Source organism: Tissierella praeacuta, from assembly GCF_040396155.1.
In the GTDB taxonomy this organism is placed as follows: Bacteria; Bacillota; Clostridia; order Tissierellales; family Tissierellaceae; genus Tissierella; species Tissierella praeacuta_A.
The window spans coordinates 49816-74701 of sequence record NZ_JBEBOY010000016.1; the positions used below are offsets into that span (position 1 = coordinate 49816).

Genomic DNA, 24886 nt, shown 5'->3' on the forward strand with positions numbered 1-24886 from the left:
ATTAATTTCTCATTACGATTATTGACCTAATAGTATATTTTATTCCAATTAATTTTTTTCGTGCTTGGCAAGAGGTAAGTATTCATATTAAAAATTTTAGTGTGTACTGGCATTTTTTGTATTCTATGTTTTTTGGTCAGTTATCTTTCTATTTAGATGTCTGTCCCCAATTTATTATGGAATTTAGACAATAGCTATTGTTATCTATATCTTATCATAAAAATAAAATAAAGAAATCTATATAGAGCTTTCTTTATAGATTTCTTTATTTTATTAACTATATTTCTTAACTGCTTCTATACCTTTTTGTGTTACATGAATTTTTCTCTTAAACAAGCCTTTTTCTAAAATATATCCTTGTCTTGTTAAATGACTGGTTACGCTTGATACTTTTAATGATTTCCATTGTTGATCCTTTACGTATTTATTTACGCTTTCAGGAGCTTCCTTTGCAACCTTTAGTAGTCCAACATAAATTGAATTTAACCCTGCCTGATTCATTTCCGCTTCTTTTCCCACTAAAGTTGATAATACTTGGTCTGCTTTTTCCGTTGCATAGAATTCATAGAACTTACTTCCTGTTAAACCTGCTCTCTCAATATAACCTCCACGGTCCAATTTTTCAATTGATATATTTGATGTTTTAGAGTCTACGCCTAATGCATCTGTTATATCTGCCATATATATATGTCCATTTCTTATTAATTCTAACACTTGTATGTCAATTTTATCTAATGTCACTTTTTCTCTTTTTCCTTCACTTGCCTTAACCTTCCAATCTGATTGAGCATAATATTTAGACGATTTAGATCCATTAGTTAAAAGTCCTACTACAACTGTTACAATAAATCCTACAATCGCCAAATGAGTCCATTTCCCAACACTAAATATTCCTAATAGTTCAGTCAATGTTAAAACCGCCATTGATATCATTCCTGCTAAAACTCCCCACAATGCTCCTTTTGAATTGAATTTAGGCCAAATAGCTCCGAAGCAAAGCAATACTGCAGGTGGTACTAACCAAGCATTGGCAAAAGCAAATAAATAAGTTGGTCCTCCAGGGAAGTAGCATAATACCCATGTTAATATTCCTACTAATAACATTATTATCTTACTTGCCTTTAATGTTGTTTTAGTATCCGCTTTAGGATTAATCATTCTTTGGTAAATATCTCTAGTAGCAGTTGACGATGCTCCTATTGCAGCTGTAGATGCTGTAGAGATAGATGCAGCTACAGAACCTATAATAAAGAAAGATGATACGATTGGTGGAAATAAGCTTGCAAATACTCCATATGCTGCTGTAGGAAGGTTTGCTCCTCCGCCAAGGGTAAATGATTCAGGTGTTACTGTTCCTGCATATGCACCTATAAATGCCAAAGGGATCATAAATACTGTTATTAATAATATTCCTGCTATAGTAAATGATTTCTTTGCTACCTTTTCACTTCTACAGGAAGCAATTTTCATCCAATAATAATTATTCCCCCAAACTAAGGCAGCTCCGAAAAGTAAAACAAAGGTTAATGCACTTGGATATTTAAATGACGCAATTCCCATACTTCCGCCAGCAATTCCTTCTGTAAATACATTTACTCCTCCCCAGTTTGACTGTAGAAAATCAATTCCTCCATATCTTTGAACAGTCATAGTTAAAAATAAAGGAATTGCTATAATACCTACAGATACTTGGAAGAAGTCTGTTATTGTAGCTGCCCACAAACCACTGATATAGGTAAATACTAAAATTATAGCAAAAACTATTGCAAGAACAATGCCTTGTGACCAACCTACAAACCCAGAAACTATTCCAACTACAGACATTATATTATTAGCCAATATACCGCATAATCCTATAATAGTACCTGCAGCAACTACATTTCTTACCTTTCCACTATATCTCATTTCCAAATATTCTGGAAGGGTTTGAGCTCCATTTATCCTAATGAATTTTGAAAATACTAGTCCATAAAACATAAGACCTAAAGCTGAATATATAATTCCCCATATAAGAGATCCTTTGATTCCATATAAAATAGAATATCCAGGTGCTAAGGATACTGTTGTACCAGCAAAACCTATGGCTGCTACTCCCATAATATTTATTAATAAACTTACTTCTCTTCCTGCCAGTATATAGTCAGAAGTGTCAGATACCCACTTCTTACTATATACTCCAGCACCGACCATTATTGCTGCAAATACAATAAAGAAAATACTGAAGATAATTTGCACATTCATTTTTTTACCACCTTTATATTTTTATTTGTAGTTTATATACCTAAGGTTTAATTATCAGTTTTTATTCCTCTATTACTCCAACAGCTCTAATCCATCCTGCACTTGCATCCTTAATTTTAATTGGAAGACAGATTATTTCAGATCCGATTATAGGCAGTTGTTCAAGATTCGTAAGTTTCTCTATATGAAGATACGCTTCTTCCATACCTGCTCTATGCCCTTCCCAAATAATAGAACTATCCCCTGTACGATTAAATTCCTCTCCTGTTAATGGCAGTGGTATATCCCAGCTCCATCCATCTGTACCCATAACTCTTACTCCCTGATCTATTAACCATAATGTAGCTTCCTTACCCATCCCACATCCAGCAGTTAAAAATCTTTCTGTTCCCCAATATTTAGGTGCACCAGTCATTATTAAAACAATATCACCTTTTTTTAGTTTATAATCAAGCTTCTCAAAATACTCAATAAAATCTTTACTTGTAACTTTATATCCATCAGGCTTATCTCTAAAATCTACTACTACTCCATGACCGAAAAACCAGTCTAGAGGTACTTCATCAATAGTCCAAGCTCTTTCTCCTCTATTCATAGTCGGATAAAAATGATATGGAGCATCAATATGAGTTCCTGTATGGGTTGATAATGTTACATACTCTATTGCCCATCCATTTCCACCCGGTAAATCATCTACTGTTGCATTCCCAAAAAACTTTGCCATTTCCTCTGCTGTGTCCTTATGGTTGTTATATACTATCTGCGGAATTTGTTTTGGTGGATCACTAGGTAAACTATTTTCAACTGAGATACTTAAGTCAATAATCTTCTTCATCTTTTATTCTCCTCTTTTCTTTACTATTTTACTTTTTTAGTCCTAGAATTTCTCTTGCTTCGTCTGGTGTAGCTACTTCATTACCGCTTTGTACTATTATATTAGCTGCTCTTTCCACAAATTGTTTATTTGATTCTGCTAGCTGTCCCTTAGCAAACATTACATTATCCTCCATACCTACTCTTATATGACCGCCCATAGCTATGGCAGCTAACATAATTGGTATATGCCCTCTGCCAATGCCTAAAGCAGACCAAGTAGAACCCTCAGGTATCAAACTCTTCAAATAAACTAAATTTTCTACAGTTGCAGCTGTTCCTCCTGCCGCTCCCAAAACAAATTGATAGTGTAAAGGTGCCTTTAATATACCTTTTTTTAGATAATATCCTGCATTGTAAATCATACCAGCATCAAAAATTTCAATTTCTGGTTTAACTCCATATTCTTGCATTGTTTTTCCTAACTCCTCCAAGAAGGAAGGTGTATTTAAGAAAACAGAATTATGCTGCCAGTTCATAGAACCACAATCATATGATGCCATTTCAGGTCTGATGGATTTTAGATGAGCTTGTCTTGTCTCATCTGTAGCATTTAAATCTCCAGAAGTTGTGCAGTTAATTACAATATCACATTTTTCTTGAATAAGTCTTACTGTTTCTTCAAATTTCGATTTATCCATAGTTCCTAAACCTTCCTCATCTCTCATATGGAGATGAGCTATTGCAGCTCCTGCTTTATAACATTCAAAAACATCTTCTGCAATCTCTTTAGGTGTCAAAGGTACATTTGGATTGTCCTTTTTTGTTGGCCATGCACCTGTAGGTGCTACTGTAATAATTGTCTTTCCCATTTTTATCCTCCTCTTTATTATTTAATCTCTTTCAAGTAGCATAGCTACTCCTTGTCCACCACCACAGCAAAATGTTACTAACCCTAATTTTGCATCTCTATCTTTCATCTCGTAAACCATTTTAGTTACTAATATAGCTCCTGTTCCTGCTAGGGGATGACCTAAAGCAATAGCCCCTCCATTAACATTAAGCTTTTCTTCGTCAATACCTAATTCCTTTATACAAGCTAAGGTCTGTGCAGCAAAGGCTTCATTTAATTCAATTAAATCAATATCCTCTAACTTAAGATTGGTTTTCTCAAGAACCTTTTTAGTCGCAGGTACTGGTCCAATGCCCATAATATTTGGATCACAACCTACAGATGCAAAACTCTTATATCTTGCTAAAATCTCTAATCCAAGGGATTTTGCCAGTTCCTCCTCCATAATAACTACAGCCCCTGCACCATCACTCATGGGAGAACTATTTCCTGCAGTAACTATTCCGTCTTTTTTAAAGACTGGCTTTAATTTAGACATAGATTCTAAATTAGCATCTTTTCTAATAGGTTCATCCTCAGAGACCATAATGGTTTTTCCCTTACCTAAATCAACTTCAATAGATAATATCTGCTCCTTAAATTTCCCTGATTTCAATGCTTCTGCAGCCTTTCTATGACTATTTACTGAATATAAGTCCAGTTCTTCTCTTTGTAGATTATATTTTTCTGCAAGATTTTCTGCTGTAATACCCATATTTGGATTCCCAATATGATCCGGAGCAAGTCTTAGTTCTTCAGAAAATCTTGGCGGAGTTACAGAATATGCTGTTTCAGGTTTTAACATCACATAAGGTCTGCGTGAATCACTTTCAACCCCACCTGCTACAATCACCTTAGCCTCTCCCAGTTGAATCATCATAGCTCCAAGTGCAATTGCATTAAGTGAAGTCCCACATTGTCTGTCAACTGTAAGTGCAGGTTTTTCCACTGGTATGCCAGCCTCAAGCGCTACCATTCTTGCAATATTATTTACATCATGTCCCATCAGATTTCCAAAAATTACTTCATCTATTAAGTCCACACTAATACCTGCTCTGTTCACTGATTCCTTCACAACTGCTGCCCCCATTTTATATGGCTCTACTGACGATAGTATGCCTCTGCATTTTCCTACTGGAGTTCGTACAGCAGAAACTATAACTGCATTTTTCATATTCTCCTCCTTTATATAATTATTTTTCAAATACAAATATTGCAAATACCATGCCAAGTTTAAAACAAAAAAGAAGCTTGAAATTACAGGCTTTCAGCCATATAGTTTCAAACTTCTTTTTATTTATATGTAAACAATTGTTTACATATATTAAATTTAATCTTGTAATTTATTACTATAGAACAATACTTGTAAACTAAAGTTTACGTAAACCTTAGTTTACACCTTAGTTTTTATCTATTGAATACTTTTCTATCTTTTTATATAGCAGTGTTCTAGATATTCCAAGGATATTTGCTGCCTGTGTCTTATTATTGTTACATTTGGATAAGGCTTGTATTATAGTTTCTTTTTCTAATCTATCTTTCATATCTTTAATTAAAAGTTCATTGTCATGAATTGATAGTTCATTATTTATTCCATGATTCTTTCTAAGCTTCTTATTCTCAAAATAAGGACTAAAATGTTTCCATTCTAAAACTTCTCCCCAAGACATATTCATAGCTCTTTCTACTACATTTTGCAGCTCTCTTATATTTCCCGGCCAATCATATTCTTGAAGCTTTTTCTTAACCTCATCAGATATACTAGGCACACTCATTCCTAACTGAAAGTTTAATTTATCTAACAAATTATCAGCTATAAGTGGAATATCTTCTTTTCGTTTTCTTAATGGTGGAATAACTACTTTTATTACATTGAGCCTATAGAATAAATCACTTCTAAATTTGTTTTCTTTCACCATCTTCTCTAATGAAACATTAGATGCTACAATAATCCTAACATCAATGGGAATACTCTCTTTTCCCCCTACCCTTTCAATTTCTTTTTCTTGCAAGGCTCTCAAAAGCTTCGGCTGTAATACCAATGGCATTTGATTGATTTCATCAAAAAATAAGCTTCCTCCATTGGCCATTTCAAATCTGCCTTCTTTACCGCCTTTCTTAGCACCTGTAAAGGCTCCCTCTTCATACCCAAAGAATTCAGATTCCAATAAATTACTTGGTATTGCAGCACAGTTTACCTTTATAAATGGAGATGAGGATCTCATACTTAAATCATGTATGGAATGGGCTACTAACTCCTTCCCTGTTCCAGTTTCTCCTTCTATTAATACAGTGGAGTTTGATCTAGCCGCATTGATTATGGTATCTTTCGTCTTTCTAATCTCCGGACTATTTCCAATGATATTATCTATAGAGTATTTTGCTCCTCTGATTTTTCTAAGTTCCTCTTGATAATATTCGATTTGATTAAGCATACTGTTTACTTTCGTTGAAAAATCTACAGCACCTTTCATGCCCCTAATAATTACATGTATGAATCCTGCTACCAATTCACCATCTTTTAGAATAGGGATATATGTTGAAAATGCCTCTGTCTTAGAAGGACCCTTAGAAATAATAACATGGCCTGTAATTGCTTTCTTAGATTTAAGAACAAAATCAATCTTTGTATCTGGTATGATATCGCGAACAAATTTGTCCTTTATATCTTCAAGCCTAATTCCACCCATCATCTCAGACCATGCTTCATTTACATATACATATCGTCCCTGTGGGTCAGTTATAACAACACCATCTAAATGATCTATAATTAATTTTGTGATTTCTGGACTTAAATCCATAATATTATCTATCATCGTAGTTACACCTCCAATATATTTGTTGTTAGGTGTATTTTTATATTTATAAATTCATTAATATTATATAATATTTAACAAAAGAAAACAAAATAATCCTTTATTTAGCAAATAAAAAAACCCATAAAGAATGTTAATATACTCTCTATGGGTCATAAATTATGTTATTCTCCTGATTCGATTACATCTGGTGCTGCTTCTGTAGCTTCTGGTATAACTTCATCTTCGTCATCTTCTTTTTCTATAGATGGTTGACTTAATGTACAAACTACGTCATCAGGATTTCTAAGTATTGCAATATTATCATCCTTAGATAAATTTAAATCCTTTACCATAATTGGAGTTGTAAAGTCCATATTTGCTACATCGACTTCTGCACCATTTGGAATATTAGAAGGTAAACATTCAATTTCAATTTGGTCTAATATTTGTGTTAAAATTGAAGGCTGAAGCCTTATACTATCCCTGTTAAGCAATGTAATTGGTACTGTCATTTTTACCTTCTCGTCCATGTTTAATTTTTGAAAATCAACATGAAGTATTTTGTTTTTTACAGGATCTCTTTGTATTTCCTTTATAATAGCTGGTATCTTTGTACCTTCTAAATCAAGCTCTAATAAGGATGAGCTTCCTGCTGATTTATATACTTTCAAAAATTCGGATGAGTCTACTGAAACATTCACAGTTTCTCCACCCCTGCTATATACAACTGCAGGTATAATATTATTTTTTCTCATTTTCTTTACTGAGTTTTTTCCATAATCTATCCTCTTCTGCATCTTTATAGCTGTCATGTAATATACCCCCTATTCTTTTATAGTATACTCTAATAGCATATCACATTTTGACTCTTGGAGCAAACATTAGAACATATCTATTGCTATATTATCACTTGGAGTATTAATAATAATATTACTCCTGGAACTCCTAAAAATCCCACTATAATAGCATTTAATGGATTAATAACTATACCTAATCCAAAATACTTTCCTATAAAGTTAAAAACTAATAATGTTAAACCTCCTAAGACTCCATTCCATATTAATTTCATTATCTTCTTAATTGGCCATACGAGTATAATTCCTACAATATATAATAAAAATAGTCCAATAATATAATAAACAATTGTACCTAATTCCATTTTTCTCCCCCCAGTCTTATTATACTATAATTATAGGGGAATTTAAGAAAATATTACATATTTTGTACTAGCCATCAACAGAAATATTTTCTATAGCCTCATCTGCAGCTTCTTCTTGGAATTCTAATTTAAAATTACATTCTTTCATCTTCTTTAATAGATATATATATTTAAGCTTAGATGCCTCCATATCATATATGGCATAATCTATTAAATCTGGGTCTGTAACAGCTTGAAAATAATTTTCTTTATCTCTCCATTGACTATGAGCTAATCTCAAGTTCTCTAACATTTCTGTCTTTAAATCCTTTTTTTCCTTTTTCATAAAACTTAACATAATAACACCCCCTAATTCTTATCTTTATCATTGACAAAAATTAAGGGGTATATACTATATATCCGTTACACTGAATAACATTTTTGAAACCTTAATTGCTTCCTCAGCATTTAAACAAAATATCTCAGATTTATCTAATTCCATATTATCAACCCAAGTATTATACTCTTTCTCCTTACAGAAGAAATTCATAATATTTCAACAGTTTCCAGACCAATTTGAATTTTTGTTTAAGTCTACATGAAGTATATGTAAATCTTTGGGTTCATAAGTATGAAGTATTCCATTTCTTACACTTAATTTAATATCAGAACCACAACTACTACATTTAGATTCTATATCCACATCTTGCTTAAAAGTAAAGGCTGTGCCAATTGCATCTATTGCACACATGGCTGTGAATTCCCTACCATCTTGAAGTCTTACTCTATGATTTGTAGGAATTGCAGAAACTGGATAAATAAAATTAATATTTTCATCTTCATCTACAACTATTACATTTTTCTTAGATAAGCTCTTTAGTATGATTTTTACCTCTTCTTTTTCTATTCCTGTTTCTTTGACAATTTTAGACGAATCATTTATGTTAAATGCTTGTTTATTATCAATCACATAATTCATCAAATATCTTCTTATATTTTTCTCCTTTTCTAATAATTTACTATCTATACTGACTATTTCCAACTGTTCATCAGAATAGTACCTATAATTAGATTGTTCCACAAATATCAACTCTTTCTAATAACATTATCACCTTACTAAGATAACATCTTTCTTAAAGGTCGTTAAATAGATATTTTTAATCGACAATCTTCGTGCTATAAAATTATTTAATTGTCATTTTTTCTACAATTATGATATCATTTAAAGGATTTCAATAATATAAAGGGGGCATTTTGGTGAAAGTTGCATATGTTATTAGTTCAGATAATGCTAGAACCATTTTAAGAGATATGGTGATTCCACAATTAGAATCAGGTAACCACGGAGCTGAAGTAGTAGGTATGTTCTTTGTATTTGACAATACTTTCTTACTATTAAAGGATACTGATATCGGTGAAAGACTTCAAAAATTACATGAAGAAACTGGAATGATACTTTTGGCATGTGACCAATGTGCAATTGAAAGACAAATAGAAAACAATCTAGTACAAGGTGCTGCTATTGGTTGTTTCCCAGTGTTATATGGTGCCCTTGGTTCAGTAGATCTTGACCAAGTAATTACATTCTAGAGCTACAAGGTCCGTTTAATACGGACTTTTTTATTTATTATGGAGGTGAATATTTTGGGAAAGATTTTAGTTGAATTTATCAACACTTGATCTGGTTGTGACGGTCATACCCGCGCTGTAGAGGCTGCTGCAGCTAAATATAAGGATAAGGTAGATGTTAAAATCTACTATGCAGGAAAAAATATGGAGTATATTAAGAAATATGGTGTTATCTTTAGGGGAACATTGATTATAAACGAGAAAAAGAAAATTCAAAGAATATCCAAAGATATTATTGAAAAAGAAATTGAACTAGCAGTAAAAGAATTAGATGAAAGGAGCTGATTTTTAATTGATTATATTAAATTTCATAAAAAGTATCTTATTAGCATCTATTAATATGCTCAATGGTGCATCTAGTTGGATTGTTTTTAGTTTTATTATTGCAGGACTTTTACATGATACTATATCCCCAGCTAGATTTCATAAATCATTGGGAAATACTAAACTTAGCTCTATTCTAAAGGTAACTATTTCCGGTATGTTTTTACCTATATGCAGCTGCGGAACAATTCCTTTAGGACTTAGTATGTATTATTCTGGAGCTTATTTAGGACCAGTCTTAGCATTTATGACTTCAACACCTATTATAAATCCTATAGCTGTTGTACTTAGCTATGGTCTATTAGGCAAAGAACTTACTCTTATATACATAGCAGTAGGATTCTTCTTACCTTTCATAATAGGTATAATTGCAAACACCTTTGGGGGTAAAGAATTGAAAAAGGAAGGAATTGAAGAAGAGATATTTAATGCCTGTCTAATAGAGGAAGAACATACTTCATTTTTGGACAAATTAAAATCTGGAATGAGTTGGGTTATAAATGATTTAGCAATTGTAGTTAGCAAATATATTATTATGGGAATGTTATTTGGAGGATTTATCCTTACTACTTTTCCTAGTTCATTTATTGAAAAATATTTAGGTAATCCTAGTATGTTATCATTATGGAATATAGCACTTCTTGCAACAGTAATGTATGTCTGTGCAGTAGGTCATATACCATTTATAGCAGCTTTAATTGCCAGTGGTGCTTCACCTGGAGCTGCTATTACTTTCTTAATGGCTGGAGCTGCTACTAATTTTCCTGAATTAATAAGTATATATAATGTAATTGGTAAAAAAGCTGCTATAATGTATGCATCAATAGTATCAGTTGCATCACTTTTAGTTGGTTATCTTACAAATAAATTACTTATGCCAAACTTTAAACCTGTTCTTAATATTGATACAGTGGACAATTCAATTCAATATGCAAATAAATTGATGGTCATAGCTCCTCAATCTGTTAAATATATATGTTCTTTAATTATAATTTACTTTTTTATAAAATCTATGATTCCTAAGGCAAAGGATATATTCGCCAAATTTGCTAATTAAACGAGGTAATATTGATGAAGAAAAATATCAAAATTTTATTAATAACATTAATAGTTTTTTCATTAGGCTTATTTCTATATATACAAGATAATGAACAAAAATTAATTGATTTTGGAGTAGATTATGATAATGAACTTCTACTGCATTTCAAAGAAAATTTTCCAGATAATGAAGTAATTAAATGTGGATATGAAGACTTAAACGGAGATGGGATAAAGGACTTACTAGTCATATATAAAGTCTCCAATAGGCAAAACGAAATGTTGGTGGTCATTGATTATGGAGATAGTTATAAATTCTCTGATAGTACACCTGCACCATTACATGATCAAAAGATAGAGTTTAAAGATATAGATAAAACTCCTCCTATGGAAGTCATAGTATCTGGAGCAAAAGATGGTAATTTTGGATATGCTATATTTCGACTAATTGATGATACCACATTTAAAGATTTATTTGGAGAAGGTATGGATGATTGCTGTTAGCATCATAAAAAAGGCTGTATCAAAATTTTGATACAGCCTTTTTACATAATCTATTGTTCTGTAATACCGTCTATTGTTTTCGCCTTAGTAAGCCATTCTTCATAGGAAAGACCTATAGGGAATTCTTTATTGATTTCTTCTTCTATAAATGTATTGAAATCTTCAATACCACATGTCTCTAATAAGTTAGTAGACATGAATTTCTCAATATCCGCTATGTTTGGAATTTCTTCTTCTGGAATATTAAAATCATAAAAATATTGTAAATAGTTGTTTAAATTTTCTTCTGAAAATTGCCATGTAATAGTTCTACCTTCTGCTACAGTTTTCATATAAACAGTATTAAGTCCTACTTCTGGCTGAACTCCAAATCCTTCAGCAAACATCATAGCTGCATTATATGGATGTTCATATAAGTATTTTATTGCAAGAGAATGAGCAAGAACTAATCTCTTAGCCAATTCTGGATGTTCTTCTAAGAAATCATTGTTCATACAATAGATACAGCACATTCCCCAACCTTTTTCAAGGTCATCTGAAATATGAGCACCCCAGCCAGTTGCCATAATATGACCAATCCCTTCAAACTCTGCTTGAGAAGCATAAGGGTCACAACATGAGAATCCATCAAGCTGACCTGCCTTTAGAGCAAATACCTTATCCTTATCTCCCATATCAACTACTTTGTAGTTTTCTAATTCTACAGGAATACCTAATTCTTCTGCCCATTTACGCCATTCTGGACCTAAATCTGCCTTAGACCCAACAGCTAAAGTTTTTCCAACTAAATCCTTGGGTTCTTTAATATCATTACTAACAACTAAATATCTAGAACCTCCAATATGATTTGCCGCTGCCATAAACAATGGTGCTCCTTGGTTAACTGATTTAATTGCACCTTCAATACCTTGGTAGCCTACATGCATTTCTCCTGAGGACATAGCTTCCATAATCTTTCCAGTCTTTGTTACAACAACATTAAGACCTAATGCTTTGTATATTCCTGCCTTTTCTCCTATAATTGATGGAACCATATGGTCACAATCCCTATATCCCATTTGTACTACGAATTTTTCATCGGCTTCTGATAATTCACCTAATTTGTATTTAGCAACTTCTGCAACTGGATCATAATCTACTTCTTGAATTACAGTTTCTTTACTGCTATCTGTACAACCAGCTAAAAAGATAACTCCTATTGCTAATACTAAAATCATAGCAATAATTCTTTTTTTCATGTGTATTTCCTCCCTATATTCTATTTTCTCACTACCATTAGATGCTTAATAAAACTTACAATTATTAAGCATTCTTTGTATCAATACCTTTAACTACTCTATCATCTTCAACACCTTCAATATAGTGACATATAGTACCTTTACAACCTATTACTTTTTTTGCATCCAAAAGATGTTTTTCTAGTTTTTCTTTTTCTTTTTCCAATCTTGTTATTTCTGTCTTTATAAAAGATATCTTATCTTGTATTCTGTGACTTACATAGTTACATGGAGGTATTCCGTTGTTTTTTAATGTGAGTATCTTCTTTATTTCTTCTAATTCAAACCCTAAAGTTCTAGCCTTTTTTATAAAGAATAATTTCTCTACATCTTTCTCGTCAAATACCCTGTAATTATTAGACCGTCTTTTAATTTCTCCTAATAAGCCTTGACTGTCATAATATCTAACAGTAGAGCTATTAAGTCCCGTAATTCTACAAATATCTTTTATAAATAACATGACTTTCCCTACCTCCTATTATAAACCTTAAAGTCGACTTTAAGGTCAAGATAAAAAAACCTCCACCAGCGTAACTGGCGGATATTTAATCTGCTTTCCATCTCAATAACATACTTTCAATTAAGAGCATCAATTTATCAATTCCAAACCCAATCAATGCAGCAATAAACATATATGCTATAATTGTATGAGTTTCCATTCTAGATTGAGCTTCTACCATACAGTAGCCGAACCCGGCACTGGTCGCGATGAACTCCGCTCAGATAACCGACATCCAACCCATACCTATGGCTAATCTTACTCCTGTAATAATGCCAGGAAGTGAACCTGGAAGAACTATATCCTTGATAATATCAATTGTACTTGCCCCCATGCTTCGAGCCGCATTATAAAAATCTTTGTTAATATCTTGCACTCCTGCTATTGTATTTAAAATAATTGTAAAAATTCCAGAAAATGCAATCATAAAAATCGTTGGTCCATCACCAAGACCAAACCAAATAATAGATAATGGCACCCATGCCATAATAGGAACTTGTCTTAAAGAGTTTATAAATGGTGCCATAGCCCTTAGTATTGGCTTAGAATATCCCATCAACATACCAATCGGCAATCCAAATATACAGGCATAAAGAACCCCTGTCATAACCCGACGCATGGTTATACCAATATTTCTAAGTACATATAAATCCGTTAAAGCCCTAAATAAAGATTCAATTACACTCTTTAAGGAAGGAAAAAGAAATGGCTTATCAACGATTTTTGCCGAAATTGACCATATTATGCCGATAGCTATTAATGCTATAGGGGTATAAATATTAAAATCCTTACCATTTAATTTTCTCCAGTTATTTCTATCTTTCATCTTACTTGCATGTACCATTCTTTTTACATCTTTTTCTTGTGCATTCAATTCTTTCCTTCACCTCCTCTAAAGCATTTCTTAGATTTTCTCTTACTATCGTAAGGCGTTTCCATTGGTAAAGTATGCTTTGGCAATGAAATAAACTATTTATTACCATCACAAATAGCTTGTTCAGCAAAGGCTACTTTACTACCGCCTTTCTTATCAGTTTTTTGGATAAACTCCAATAATTCTTCGTCACCTTGGTTTTTAACTTCACCATTTAGAGCAGTCCTTAAGATATCTGATAATTCATTTGTATATTGGTGGTATCTCTCATTTTTTCTATCTCTAGGTCTAGGAAGTTCGATTTTGATATCGGCTAATATCTTTCCTCTATCTCTAGACATAACAATAACTCTATCACTTAAATAAATAGCTTCATCAACATCATGAGTAACCATAAGAGCAGTTTTTTTACTTTCCTGTAACATGGCTTCTAACTGCTCTTGAAGCATTTGACGCATCTGAAAATCAATCGCACCTAAAGGCTCGTCCATCAATAAAACTTTAGGATCACATGCAAGGGCCCTAAGCAAAGCAACCCTTTGCTTCATACCACCAGATATCTCATGAATATAATAATTTGCATATTCTTCAAGATGTGCCATCTCCAATAATTCTTTAAGTCTTTGTTCACGTTCTTTTTTTGATATTCCTTGTATTTTCATCGGATACATAATATTTTCTCTAACCTTCATCCATGGAAAAAGTGCATAGTTTTGGAATACAAAAGCTCTATCTGGTCCTGGTTTATTCACTTCTTTACCATTAATAGAAATAGTTCCATTCTCATGTTTCAAAAAACCTGCTATGATATTTAGAGTCGTCGTTTTTCCACAACCTGATGGTCCCAACAAGGAAACAAATTCCCCTTCTTCTACATCGAAAGAGATATCTTCTAATACAATATTCATTGATTTCTTATCTCTTCTATTTGAAAAAACTTTAGTAATCCCTTGTACTGATATTGACATGTCTTCACCTTTCCTATTCTAAACTTAAAAATTTAATTCTTATATTATCCGACAAATTTTCTGTCATACTTATATATTCTTCAAACTTTTCCTTTTTGTTCAGCTCTTCTATTGTCTTGTTATATGCCATTAGAAAATCTTCAAATACCTTAGTATTTATAATATCTTTTCTAACAACTAAGCTATAAGAGATATAATCATCCTTTGAAAGAGGGATAAAATTAAACTCCGGCAGAAGTGCAGCCTTAGTTATATCTAATACTGCTCCATCTATTTGACCACCTTCTAATGAATATGGTAAAGAAACAGGTGACATCTCAACAACATCTTGTACCTGTTTATAGCTTTCTTTAGCGATTTTGTTCAAATGCTCTCTCTTATATCCAATTCCAAGTTTATTGACATTATCTAAATCTTTCATATAACCAATAACTTCAGCATTCATGATAACTGGACCATAAATTTCAAACTCATCATTAGCTTGTACTAAGTGTAAAGCCATATGATTACAATAAAAAGCCATATCAATTTCTTCTGAGCTCAAGGCCCATTGTGCTGTATTACTTCAGCAATCTTTAAATGTAAAATCATAGAGAGTATCTTTATTTTCCTCTTCATTATCCATACTATTTACATTAATATCTTTATTTGTTTTAATGATTTGTTTAAGAAGTACACCAGTTATATCATCTCCAACTCCAATTCTTAATCCTATACTTATCTCTTTACCTTCTTCTTTAGGCATAAAACGGGAAAGTCCTAATCCTAAAATCAATAGCAATAGGAAAAGAAAAATTGTTTTTTTAGTTGTATTCATACTATTCTCACTCAATATTTAAATTTGACATACATTTAACTATATAGGTTAAATATATATCATGCTATATCAGAAATACTATATCAAACCTTTTCATCATATTAAATAAATATAGAAATATTTTATGTTGACATATATTGCTATAGAAAAACATAATCTGACATTTTAAGAAATATATATAATTGTCTTATAATAAAAATATATAATAAAAGAGTCTAGAAATCGATTTCTAAACTCTTTTATTATATATTTTTATATTATTGTTATCCGAAATAGCCTTCCTTATAGTTTCCAATATGTTTGGACCACAACATTTTCCTAATGGATTATTTAAGATACAGTTTCCATTTTCCATTGCTCCTGTTAGTCTATTAATATCTTTTATATTCTTAGCCCCTTGGTTTACTACAGCATTTATTATTTGTTCTTCAGTTACTTTATTGCAATAACATATGTATTTAGGATTGGCGTCTTTTTTAAACCATATAGGTACTTTTATTTTTTTCTTATTAAAAATGCTCTTATTATCTAAGCTATAGTACACTACATTACAATTTTCATTCATACATAGATAATAACTTTCCTCATTAGAAACTTCCTCAACAAATTTTTCTAATACTAAATGCTTTACAGTTATATTCTTTACCATTTCTCCTATTTCATGGCACATAGGACATTCTTCTTTCACTATTTTCACTTTTTTATCAACTCCATTCTCATCATACTTTCCTATATCTTCATTATAAACATTAAAGTCAACTTTAATGTCAAGAAAAGTAAAAAGCTAGAAATCAATTTCTAGCTTTCTTATTTCATTAACCTTTCCACACAGATACTCTGTTTCTTCCATATCTTTTCGATAAATAAAGTGCAGAATCTGCGTAATTAAAAAATTCATTTATATTTATTCCATCCTTTGGTACTATACTTGTTACACCAATACTTGCAGTTTGAAATTTTCCTATTGGTGAATATTTATGTTCTATTTTTGCGTCATTTATAGCTGTTAAAATACTATTTCCCGCTTCCTCTGCTTGGCTAATATCTAACTCTGGAAGTAAAATTACAAACTCATCTCCACCATATCTACATACATAGCCTCCATGTTTAGACGATTCCTTTTCCAAAATCTTCCCTATATTTTTTAACATACTATCTCCTGCAGAATGTCCATAATTATCATTAAATTCTTTGAAATAATCTAAGTCTATAAACATCAATGACATACTTTGTCCATATCTTTTTGCCCTCTCCCATAATTCTACAAATATTTGATTAAATTTCCTTCTATTGAATACATGTGTAAGATCATCTATTCCAGAAAGATGGGTTTCTTTTTTAAGTTCATTATGTACTTTTCTCATATACCAGTACAGGGAAAAGGAAAGTAATCCAATCATTAAATTTACTAATATATAAATTGTTATTAATTTATTATATTTATCCCTTATTTTTTCCATTCCTCTACTTATTTCTGTTTCCAATAACTGTCTGTAAGCAAATGTTTTTAGATGCAAATGCTCATCATCGTTTAATTTCATGTCATTAGCAAAATATGTGGCTAAAATTATGGCATTATTGCTTACTTCATTCTTCATATAAGAAAGCTCATAGTTGGAATAAATGATTAGAACTATAAATATAAAAAACCATAATGCTAAAAGAATCTTAAAATATGTTCTGACATTATCATATCTTTTTAATCTAAATTCTTCCATAAATCCACTCATCACCTTTAAACATATTAGATATAAGGGGTATTTCAATTATACCATATATTGGGTATTTAGTCCTATTTTTTATTTATTTTTATACTAATCTGAATTCATTGTCAAATAATTTTTAAGAATTATTTATTTTTTTACCATAAGATACTACTTATGCTATAATTAAGTAGACAGTTCAAGTTACGGCAGGTGGAAAATATAATGGAAAGTATAATGAAAAGAAAAGCAGCAATGAAAAAATCAACACTTTATATTATTTATTTTGGTATAGCTACTAAATTTTTGTCCTTTATAAAAGGAGTACTTACAGCATCAAAGATAGGTACTAATTATGAAATGGACTCTTATTTATTAGCATTTAGTACAATCATGTTCTTCACAGGAATTATAAGTGATGGAATAATTATTGCAGTTATACCTTTGTTACAAGAAATACAAGAAAGACATGGAATAGAAGGGAAAATAGATTATACAAATAATTTAATAAATATTACATTAATCTTTTCTTTTATTCTCATTTTATCAGGATTTATAGGTGCACCTATAATTATTAAAATATTTGGTCCGGGATTTAAAGGTCAGAGATTAAATAATACAATTCAATTATTTAGAATAGGACTTCCAATTATATCATTATCTTGGCTAAATGCTATATTAGGTGGATTTTTACAATCAGTACATGCTTTTAAGGGTGGTCCTAAGGGAAGATTTACAAGTGGAATTATATATATAATTTACTTATTATTCTTTGCAGACTCCTTTGGTCTAAAGGGATTTATGATAGCAGGTATTATATGTGGTATTATTCAAGTATATCTATTTAAAAACTCACTTAAAACAAATAAATTTAAATATAGATGGAACCTTAATTTAAAAGATAGATATATAAAGAAAATGAGGGATTATCTAATTCCAATAATTGCTGGAGTCGGGATTAACGAATTAAATATTTCTATTGACAATGCAGTGGCCTCTACTCTTCCTATAGGTAGTATTGCAGAATTAAATTATGCAAACGAAATAATGGAACTATTCTTAGGGGTGTTTATTACTGCCATAATCACAGTTATCTTTCCAGCCCTATCAGAAGACTATAACAGAAATAATGAGGAAGATTTTAAAAATAAAATGCGTCATGGAATGAATTTACTTCTAATTATATCAATCCCTGTATCTATTATATTAGTAATTTTAGCCAATCCAATAGTGAAAATAGTTTTTCAAAGAGGTAAATTTGATATAAGCTCATCAATAATGACATCGAAAGTATTAGCATACTATGCATGTGGGTTAGTAGCTATGGCCATTATTCCATTTATCACAAGAATATATTATTCAACTCAGGATATGAAAACTCCTGTATTCATTAGTTTAGTTGCATTATTTATAAATGGTGTCTTAAACCTATTGCTTTCTCAAATTATGGGAATTAGTGGGATTGCATTAGGTACAAGTATTTCCATTATATTTGCTTTAATATATGGAATATTTGATTTGAATCAAAAAATGAATATTATAGAAACGCATAATTTAAAGGATGTTCTACGAAAAATTAGTGTTGCCGCTTTAGCCATATCAGGGGCTATATTCATCACTCACACCATAGTTTCAACATTATTAAATGACTTATTTTTAAATAATATAATAGACGTAGTGTTATCTGTTATTATTGGAATATCTGCATATTATAAAATATGTAAAAAATTAGACGTAAAAGTATAGAAGTTAAGACGATCTTTTAATAATCGTCTCAACTTCTATATTATTTAATTCTACAATTAATAATTTCATTATTAAATTTGTTCAGTTTTAAACACCAATGACCAATAAATTTTATATCTTCTCTTTCACTCTTTATAGCATGGATCATCTTGAAATAATCCTTACCTTCCACCTTTATTTTCTCACTTTCTAAAAGCCCTATAGCCTCAAGAGATGTAGAAGTTTTACCACAAAGATGAACTATAGTATTTCCCATTTGATTTTCAATTTTTTTCAATATATTGTACGCAGTCCTTCCAGATAGTTCCTTATAAATCTTAGGTCCCACTATATCTATAGTGCCTGCTGGATCAGCAAAAGAAATAATATTTGCTCCTTGTTTAATTCCTTCAAGTATATATTCGACTATAGTGTTCTCAATTACTTCCAATAATGAATCTATTTTATCCCTTTCTTTTCTAACAGACTTATAAAATAATTGACTATCCATAATTGATGTAGCAATACTTATTGGACCAGTAACATCAAGGACTACATCTTCTCCATTTTTCTTTAAGATGTCTATTGCCTTTAAAACCTCAGCAATTCTTCCTTTATTTAAATCAACTTTCGATATATCTTCAATTAGACTTATATTATCAATTTTATATTTTCCAATTCTATTTCCTAATTTCTCATTAAAAATTACTTCCGACCCGAAAGCCTCTGCCTCTACAGTATGACAAAATGGTAATTTACAATATTCTTTTTTATTTTCTTCTTTCAATAGTCTTGATAGTGAAGCCATATTAGAAGCATTCTTATTTATATCTTCATAAGATATATTTAACTGTTGTAAAATCTCATCAGGTATTACGTCTACTTCATTTCCTGTACATTTAAAAATCTTTGTAACTTCCATATAATCACCTTTCTAAAAATTTAATTGAGATACAAAAACATCTTGGAAATTTTCTTTAAGAGACAATTCCAATACTTCCATATTATCCTTAATCCTATATACATTTTCAAAACATTCTTTATTAATTAAGGCCAACCTTGCTCCCTCCAAAGACGTATTCCCTAAGAAGCTTATTTCTCCATTAAATCCTCTTGGAATAAGTCCTATTATCTTTATATTATGAGGATTAACATGATATCCAAATGCACCGGCAATATATACCCTTGATATTTCTTCTATCTTTAGATCTATTTCTTCTAGCATTAAAATTACACCGGCAGCTATGGCTCCCTTTGCCAACTGAATCTGCCTTATATCCTTTTGGGAAATATATATATTTTCTGTTATATAAAATTTTTTATCTACTAATCTATTTTCGAGTTTAGAATCTAAATTTTTATTCCATCTTCCAGACTTTAATAGGATATTTCTTTTCACTAATGCTCCAGCTATATCTATAAGTCCGCTTCCGCAGATTCCTAAAGGTTTCTCATTTCCTATGGTAGTATAACTAATGTTAAAATCTCCATCTATATCAAATGTTTCAATTGCTCCTTTTTCTGCACGGCATCCACATTCAATATTCATTCCCTCTAAGGCAGGACCTGCAGCAGTAGATGTAGATATTATCTTACCGTTCTTTAGCACTGCCATTTCACCATTAGTGCCAATGTCTATAAATAAAGCTTCATTATTATTTTGAAAATCTGATGCCATAATCCCAGATACTATATCTCCTCCTACATAAGAAGATGATGATGGAATTATACTAAGTATAGATTCATCATTAGCTTCAATGGATATATCCTTCGCTTTAAGGGACTTTGGGCTTAAAAATATTGACCTATATGGAGCTTTAGCTAATGAACTTGGATTAACTCCCAATAAAAGATGAAGCATAGTAGTATTGGCTGCAATTATGATATGATAAATATCATCTATATTATAAAGAGCTTCTGCTAATCTTTTTATTGAATTATTTATTTCATTTACTATTAATTCCTGAAGCTTAATAGCCCCAGATGGATTCTCCATACAATATGTAATCCTAGTTAACACATCTCCTCCATATTGAGTCTGAGGATTTAGTGATGATAGTTTTTCTATTATTTCTCCATTAGCTAAATCCATTAAATAATAGGAAATCCCTGTAGTCCCAATATCTATTGCTATTCCTAGAATATTTTTTTTATGGATGCTGATATCTAATAATTTGTTATCAAATACTACCCCCCATATTTCTCTAGGATTAGTTTCTTCTATCATACTGATTTTTCTATATAATTTTACTGAATCAAAATCATATCCTAAATAATCAGCATATGGAGCAGAATCATTTTTATGAATATCTGGAAGCTTTTTAATTTTAATAGGGCTATCTACGGAAACATCAATACTAACCCCCCTATTTATGGTCTTTAATATTTTTTCATTTTTTTCAATGAGTTCTACTTCTGTTTCTCCAAGAACTATTGTCATACAGGACAGTCTTTCAGATTTTTTTTCATCAATGATTCTTTTCTCTCTATCGCTAGGTTCTGATAGTTGACCTTTTGCTATTACCTTACATTTACCACAAAACCCCATACCATTGCATGGGGTTTCAATCTCTAATTTAGCTTCTCTAATGGCATTTAATAAAACTGTGCCTTTTTCTACTTCAATATTTATATTTTCCTTAATAAATTTAACTATAGGCATTATATACTTCCTTTCACATAGTCTGTCATAGCCCTAAGGTTTTCTATTGGAGTAGACATCCCTAACCCACATGCTGGAGATACAATATCCACTCCAGAATCCATTGCATTCTTTGTAATTGAAACAATCTTATCCTTATGGCCATTCTGTAATAAAAGTGTGCTAACATTACCCATTAGTCTTGTATTTAATTTTGATTTGGCAAATCTCATATTTACTATAGAATCAAAACTAAGTGCTTGAACCTCTAAAGAGTTTAAGCTATCTATTATGGTGTTGGCATCTCCACATATATGAATTATCACAGGAGTATTTATCTCCTTCATTGATTTTAAAAACTCAATATACATGGGCATTGCAAATCTATCAAAATTCTTCTTACCTAATATTTCACCTGTTGCTGTAGGGTCTGAAATTGCAATAATATCAGCACCTGCTCTTACCATCTCTTTAGCATATTCTATAAGATAATTATTTATATATTCAATAAAAGTATATGCTTCATCAGGCTCTTTCCTTATCATTTTAAAAAGCTTAATAGGATCTACAACTGAAGTAGATGTACTTATTGGGCCAGTAATATTTCCAATTACTGGAACATCATTATTTTTCAATCTTTCAATTACTTTAATTACGGTTTCACTTCTTAAATTTTTAGAAATCTTTGGATTGAAATCTTTCATAATATCTTCTAAACTAGATTGATTATATTCAAGTATCCTTGGCTCATTTAGCTTATCACCTTCACTAATAACCACACCAAATGGTTCTGATTCACATGTCATACAAAATGGCACTCCGTAGTTTTCAAACCCTATGACTTCCCTTATCTTAGCAGCAGTAGCTACCATTGCATCTAAATCTGTATTATGATTAGCATCTATTTCTTCTAAAAGCTCTGTAATAGCGGCATTCATCATGCCTCCTGGACATATAACAGGTGGTCTATCTATTTTTTCTCCATTTAAAACTTTCAACAGTCTTTCTTTTTCATTCATATTCTATTCTCCTAATCTTCACTAAATAATAGTTCCTCAGTAATAGGAAGCTTACATATAGTCTAACTAACTGCTGCCATTGATTTTATTCTTTTCACTGCCTCACTTGCATCTGCAGTATATGCATCGGCTCCTATTTCATCTGCAAATCTCTGTGAAATAGGTCCTCCTCCAATCATAACCTTATACTTGTCCCTTATATTCCCTTCCTTTAACATATCTATTACGGCCTTCATTCCCATCATAGTAGTTGTCATCAAAGTTGACATACAAATAAAGTTTGCTCCTACCTCTTCTGCTACAGTTATAAAATTTCTTAATGGAACATCTCTGCCTAAATCATATACCTCAATTCCCGCTGATTCCGTCATTATCTTGACTAAATTCTTTCCTATATCATGAGTATCACCTTCTACTACTCCTATTACCACCTTAATAGCATTATCTGATGTTTCCGTCTTTATATGTGGTTTCAATATATCCAATCCTATATTTAATGTATCTGAGCAGGTAAGTACCTCCGGTAAAAAGTATTCCTGTTCCTCGTATAGTTGTCCTACTTTATCCATTCCTGCAACTAAGCCTTTAGTAATCGTTTCATCGGCTGGTATAGAAAGTTCCAAGGATTTATTGCAAAGCTCCTCTACTAATTCGTCTTCCATCTCTACTACTGCATCGCTTATTTCTTGAAATAAACTTTCTTCCTTCACTATATATTCCTCCCTTTATACTTAATTTTCTAATTTATATTGTATATTAATTGACAATAGTATTCTAATAGATATTATTTATATAGGATTTATTCATTATAGAGTAAAATAATAAGGCAAGGAAAACCTTGCCTTATCTTAGAATCATAATTTGTTTAAAATAATCACTAATTGTTTCCTTTACTTGATGGTTTCCTGTGCTTTCTTTAAAAAGGAATCTTCTATTACCTGTTCTCTAGTTAGATAATCCTTTATCAATCCTGCTTCCTTGGCTATTCTGTTTATTGCTTCAAATCCTGATTCAGAAAACTGTCCAGTCTCCGAGTATATTCCATTATCCTTTATTTCCTTAATGGTATTGCTCAAATTCTTATTGCCTGAAAAGGATGGACTTATGGCTTCTACTATTTCTTCAACGGAATGTTCATTTGTCCAAAGTATAGCTTTATATACTGCATTCACATATTTTTGTACAGTTTCAGGATTTTGCTCTATATAATCATCTCTAGCGAAGGTAATATACATTTCATAAGTTTCAGAATCTAGAACCTTTTTATGTGATTCCGGCTCATACATATCTACAAGCAGCTTAGCTCCTGCATCTAATAACAATTGTCTGGATTCCGGTGATGCATAAGTTGCACTAATATCCTTATTTTCAAAGGCCGCCAGAGTACCTGAACTTGGAACATTAATATAATTTGCATCAGAATCAGGGTCTAAGTCTGCTGATTTTAATACTGCCCTAACAAATTGTCTTGGTGAGCTTCCACTATCTGCTCCGTTTACTACTGTTCCTTTAAGCGCTTCTATTGAGGTATATTCATCCCTTGATACAAAGGAATACGGATACTTATCTGTGGTTGTTATAAGCAGTTTTGTTCCTTGTCCCTTCTCATTTAAACCAAGTATCATTTCTGGACCAAATAATCCGAATTGTGCATCTCCGGATAGCACTGGTGCTGTTGGGGCATCTCCCTGTACTGTAACAATCTCAACATCTAATCCCTGTTCCTCAAAAAAACCTAACTCCTTTGCTAAATGAACAGGCCCCCAAAGAATTCCCCTTACAGGTTCTGATACTACAACTTTCTCAAGTTCTGTTGAATTAGATCCATCCTCTTTAATTAACTCTTCCTTCTTGGTTTCTGTGGACTTGCAAGCCACAGTGCTAACTGTAAGCATCATACATAGTATTATCAACAATATCTTTTTCATCAATTAGTTCCTCCTTGTTATTCTAACCTATATTAGTTTCTATAATATCTAAATTTAA

General features: G+C 31.4%; 26 protein-coding genes and 1 pseudogene. 5 read left to right on the top strand and 22 right to left on the bottom strand.

Annotation, left to right across the window (positions count from 1 at the left end):
* Window positions 1–273: 273 nt before the first annotated feature.
* From ABWP20_RS09610 to saoL, 9 genes are all read right to left on the bottom strand, one after another.
* A complete protein-coding gene (locus tag ABWP20_RS09610; RefSeq protein ID WP_353095584.1) occupies window positions 274–2241 on the bottom strand; it encodes a sodium:solute symporter family protein in 1968 nt (655 codons plus the stop codon).
* A gap of 61 nt (window positions 2242–2302) precedes the next feature.
* The gene (locus tag ABWP20_RS09615; RefSeq protein ID WP_353095585.1) at window positions 2303–3076 is read right to left on the bottom strand and encodes a cyclase family protein; all 774 of its coding nucleotides are present in this window, start codon (window positions 3074–3076) and stop codon (window positions 2303–2305) included.
* Between the two features lie 28 nt (window positions 3077–3104).
* Complete coding sequence (locus tag ABWP20_RS09620; protein ID WP_353095586.1) at window positions 3105–3926, bottom strand: beta-keto acid cleavage family enzyme; 822 nt, start codon at window positions 3924–3926, stop codon at window positions 3105–3107.
* Between the two features lie 21 nt (window positions 3927–3947).
* Complete coding sequence (locus ABWP20_RS09625; RefSeq protein WP_353095587.1) at window positions 3948–5120, bottom strand: thiolase family protein; 1173 nt, start codon at window positions 5118–5120, stop codon at window positions 3948–3950.
* Window positions 5121–5346: 226 nt separating this feature from the next.
* Entirely contained in the window at window positions 5347–6762 is a 1416-nt protein-coding gene (locus tag ABWP20_RS09630) for a sigma-54 interaction domain-containing protein (protein ID WP_353095588.1), read from the bottom strand.
* 164 nt (window positions 6763–6926) lie between these two features.
* Window positions 6927–7556, bottom strand: coding sequence for a 50S ribosomal protein L25 (locus ABWP20_RS09635; RefSeq protein ID WP_353095589.1), 630 nt, complete (start codon window positions 7554–7556; stop codon window positions 6927–6929).
* 86 nt (window positions 7557–7642) lie between these two features.
* Complete coding sequence (locus ABWP20_RS09640; protein WP_353095590.1) at window positions 7643–7903, bottom strand: pro-sigmaK processing inhibitor BofA family protein; 261 nt, start codon at window positions 7901–7903, stop codon at window positions 7643–7645.
* Window positions 7904–7970: 67 nt separating this feature from the next.
* A complete protein-coding gene (locus tag ABWP20_RS09645; protein WP_353095591.1) occupies window positions 7971–8240 on the bottom strand; it encodes a DUF2508 family protein in 270 nt (89 codons plus the stop codon).
* 54 nt (window positions 8241–8294) lie between these two features.
* The gene (gene saoL, locus ABWP20_RS09650; RefSeq protein ID WP_353095592.1) at window positions 8295–8963 is read right to left on the bottom strand and encodes a MerB-like organometallic lyase SaoL; all 669 of its coding nucleotides are present in this window, start codon (window positions 8961–8963) and stop codon (window positions 8295–8297) included.
* Between the two features lie 176 nt (window positions 8964–9139).
* On the opposite strand from saoL, the gene saoD reads away from it, so the two are divergent.
* From saoD to saoC, 4 genes and pseudogenes are all read left to right on the top strand, one after another.
* Window positions 9140–9472 carry a DsrE-related protein SaoD gene (gene saoD / locus ABWP20_RS09655; RefSeq protein ID WP_353095593.1) on the top strand — a complete coding sequence of 111 codons (333 nt, stop codon included), beginning with the start codon at window positions 9140–9142 and terminating at the stop codon, window positions 9470–9472.
* A 105-nt stretch (window positions 9473–9577) separates the two neighbouring features.
* Window positions 9578–9796, top strand: a pseudogene (gene saoT, locus ABWP20_RS09660) (thioredoxin-like (seleno)protein SaoT); the annotation flags it as partial.
* Window positions 9797–9803: 7 nt separating this feature from the next.
* A complete protein-coding gene (gene saoE / locus ABWP20_RS09665; RefSeq protein ID WP_353095595.1) occupies window positions 9804–10892 on the top strand; it encodes an efflux transporter SaoE in 1089 nt (362 codons plus the stop codon).
* 14 nt (window positions 10893–10906) lie between these two features.
* Window positions 10907–11377, top strand: a complete 471-nt coding sequence (gene saoC / locus ABWP20_RS09670) for a Cys-Cys-COOH (seleno)protein SaoC (RefSeq protein WP_353095596.1) — start codon at window positions 10907–10909, stop codon at window positions 11375–11377.
* Between the two features lie 50 nt (window positions 11378–11427).
* Here the strand turns inward: saoC and saoX are convergent, their stop codons facing one another.
* The 8 genes from saoX to ABWP20_RS09710 form a co-directional block, all read right to left on the bottom strand.
* On the bottom strand, window positions 11428–12615 hold the full coding sequence (gene saoX / locus ABWP20_RS09675; protein ID WP_503012526.1) for an ABC transporter substrate-binding subunit SaoX: 1188 nt from the start codon (window positions 12613–12615) through the stop codon (window positions 11428–11430).
* A gap of 64 nt (window positions 12616–12679) precedes the next feature.
* Entirely contained in the window at window positions 12680–13114 is a 435-nt protein-coding gene (locus ABWP20_RS09680) for a MerR family transcriptional regulator (RefSeq protein ID WP_353095597.1), read from the bottom strand.
* Window positions 13115–13199: 85 nt separating this feature from the next.
* On the bottom strand, window positions 13200–13334 hold the full coding sequence (locus ABWP20_RS18465; RefSeq protein WP_503012527.1) for a hypothetical protein: 135 nt from the start codon (window positions 13332–13334) through the stop codon (window positions 13200–13202).
* Between the two features lie 39 nt (window positions 13335–13373).
* On the bottom strand, window positions 13374–14027 hold the full coding sequence (locus ABWP20_RS09685; RefSeq protein ID WP_503012528.1) for an ABC transporter permease subunit: 654 nt from the start codon (window positions 14025–14027) through the stop codon (window positions 13374–13376).
* 95 nt (window positions 14028–14122) lie between these two features.
* On the bottom strand, window positions 14123–14995 hold the full coding sequence (saoA, locus tag ABWP20_RS09690) for an ABC transporter ATP-binding protein SaoA (protein ID WP_353095598.1): 873 nt from the start codon (window positions 14993–14995) through the stop codon (window positions 14123–14125).
* A gap of 13 nt (window positions 14996–15008) precedes the next feature.
* Window positions 15009–15812 (bottom strand): ABC transporter substrate-binding (seleno)protein SaoB, encoded by an 804-nt coding sequence (gene saoB, locus ABWP20_RS09695; RefSeq protein WP_503012529.1) that lies wholly within the window; start codon window positions 15810–15812, stop codon window positions 15009–15011.
* Window positions 15813–16041: 229 nt separating this feature from the next.
* Window positions 16042–16545 carry a Csac_0668 family 2Fe-2S cluster-binding (seleno)protein gene (locus tag ABWP20_RS09705; RefSeq protein WP_353095610.1) on the bottom strand — a complete coding sequence of 168 codons (504 nt, stop codon included), beginning with the start codon at window positions 16543–16545 and terminating at the stop codon, window positions 16042–16044.
* Window positions 16546–16627: 82 nt separating this feature from the next.
* On the bottom strand, window positions 16628–17530 hold the full coding sequence (locus ABWP20_RS09710) for a GGDEF domain-containing protein (RefSeq protein WP_353095600.1): 903 nt from the start codon (window positions 17528–17530) through the stop codon (window positions 16628–16630).
* Window positions 17531–17740: 210 nt separating this feature from the next.
* Between ABWP20_RS09710 and murJ the strand changes: the two genes are divergently transcribed.
* Entirely contained in the window at window positions 17741–19261 is a 1521-nt protein-coding gene (gene murJ, locus ABWP20_RS09715; protein WP_353095601.1) for a murein biosynthesis integral membrane protein MurJ, read from the top strand.
* A gap of 40 nt (window positions 19262–19301) precedes the next feature.
* Here the strand turns inward: murJ and ABWP20_RS09720 are convergent, their stop codons facing one another.
* From ABWP20_RS09720 to ABWP20_RS09740, 5 genes are all read right to left on the bottom strand, one after another.
* Window positions 19302–20162: a uroporphyrinogen decarboxylase family protein gene (locus ABWP20_RS09720; protein ID WP_353095602.1), complete on the bottom strand. Its 861-nt coding sequence runs from the start codon at window positions 20160–20162 to the stop codon at window positions 19302–19304.
* A gap of 12 nt (window positions 20163–20174) precedes the next feature.
* Entirely contained in the window at window positions 20175–21902 is a 1728-nt protein-coding gene (locus ABWP20_RS09725) for an ASKHA domain-containing protein (protein WP_353095603.1), read from the bottom strand.
* Window positions 21902–22900 carry a uroporphyrinogen decarboxylase family protein gene (locus ABWP20_RS09730; protein ID WP_353095604.1) on the bottom strand — a complete coding sequence of 333 codons (999 nt, stop codon included), beginning with the start codon at window positions 22898–22900 and terminating at the stop codon, window positions 21902–21904. The genes ABWP20_RS09725 and ABWP20_RS09730 overlap by 1 nt, the downstream gene beginning before the upstream one ends.
* 62 nt (window positions 22901–22962) lie before the next feature.
* Window positions 22963–23610: a cobalamin B12-binding domain-containing protein gene (locus ABWP20_RS09735; RefSeq protein ID WP_353095605.1), complete on the bottom strand. Its 648-nt coding sequence runs from the start codon at window positions 23608–23610 to the stop codon at window positions 22963–22965.
* Window positions 23611–23790: 180 nt separating this feature from the next.
* A complete protein-coding gene (locus tag ABWP20_RS09740; RefSeq protein WP_353095606.1) occupies window positions 23791–24828 on the bottom strand; it encodes an ABC transporter substrate-binding protein in 1038 nt (345 codons plus the stop codon).
* Between the last annotated feature and the right edge of the window lie 58 nt (window positions 24829–24886).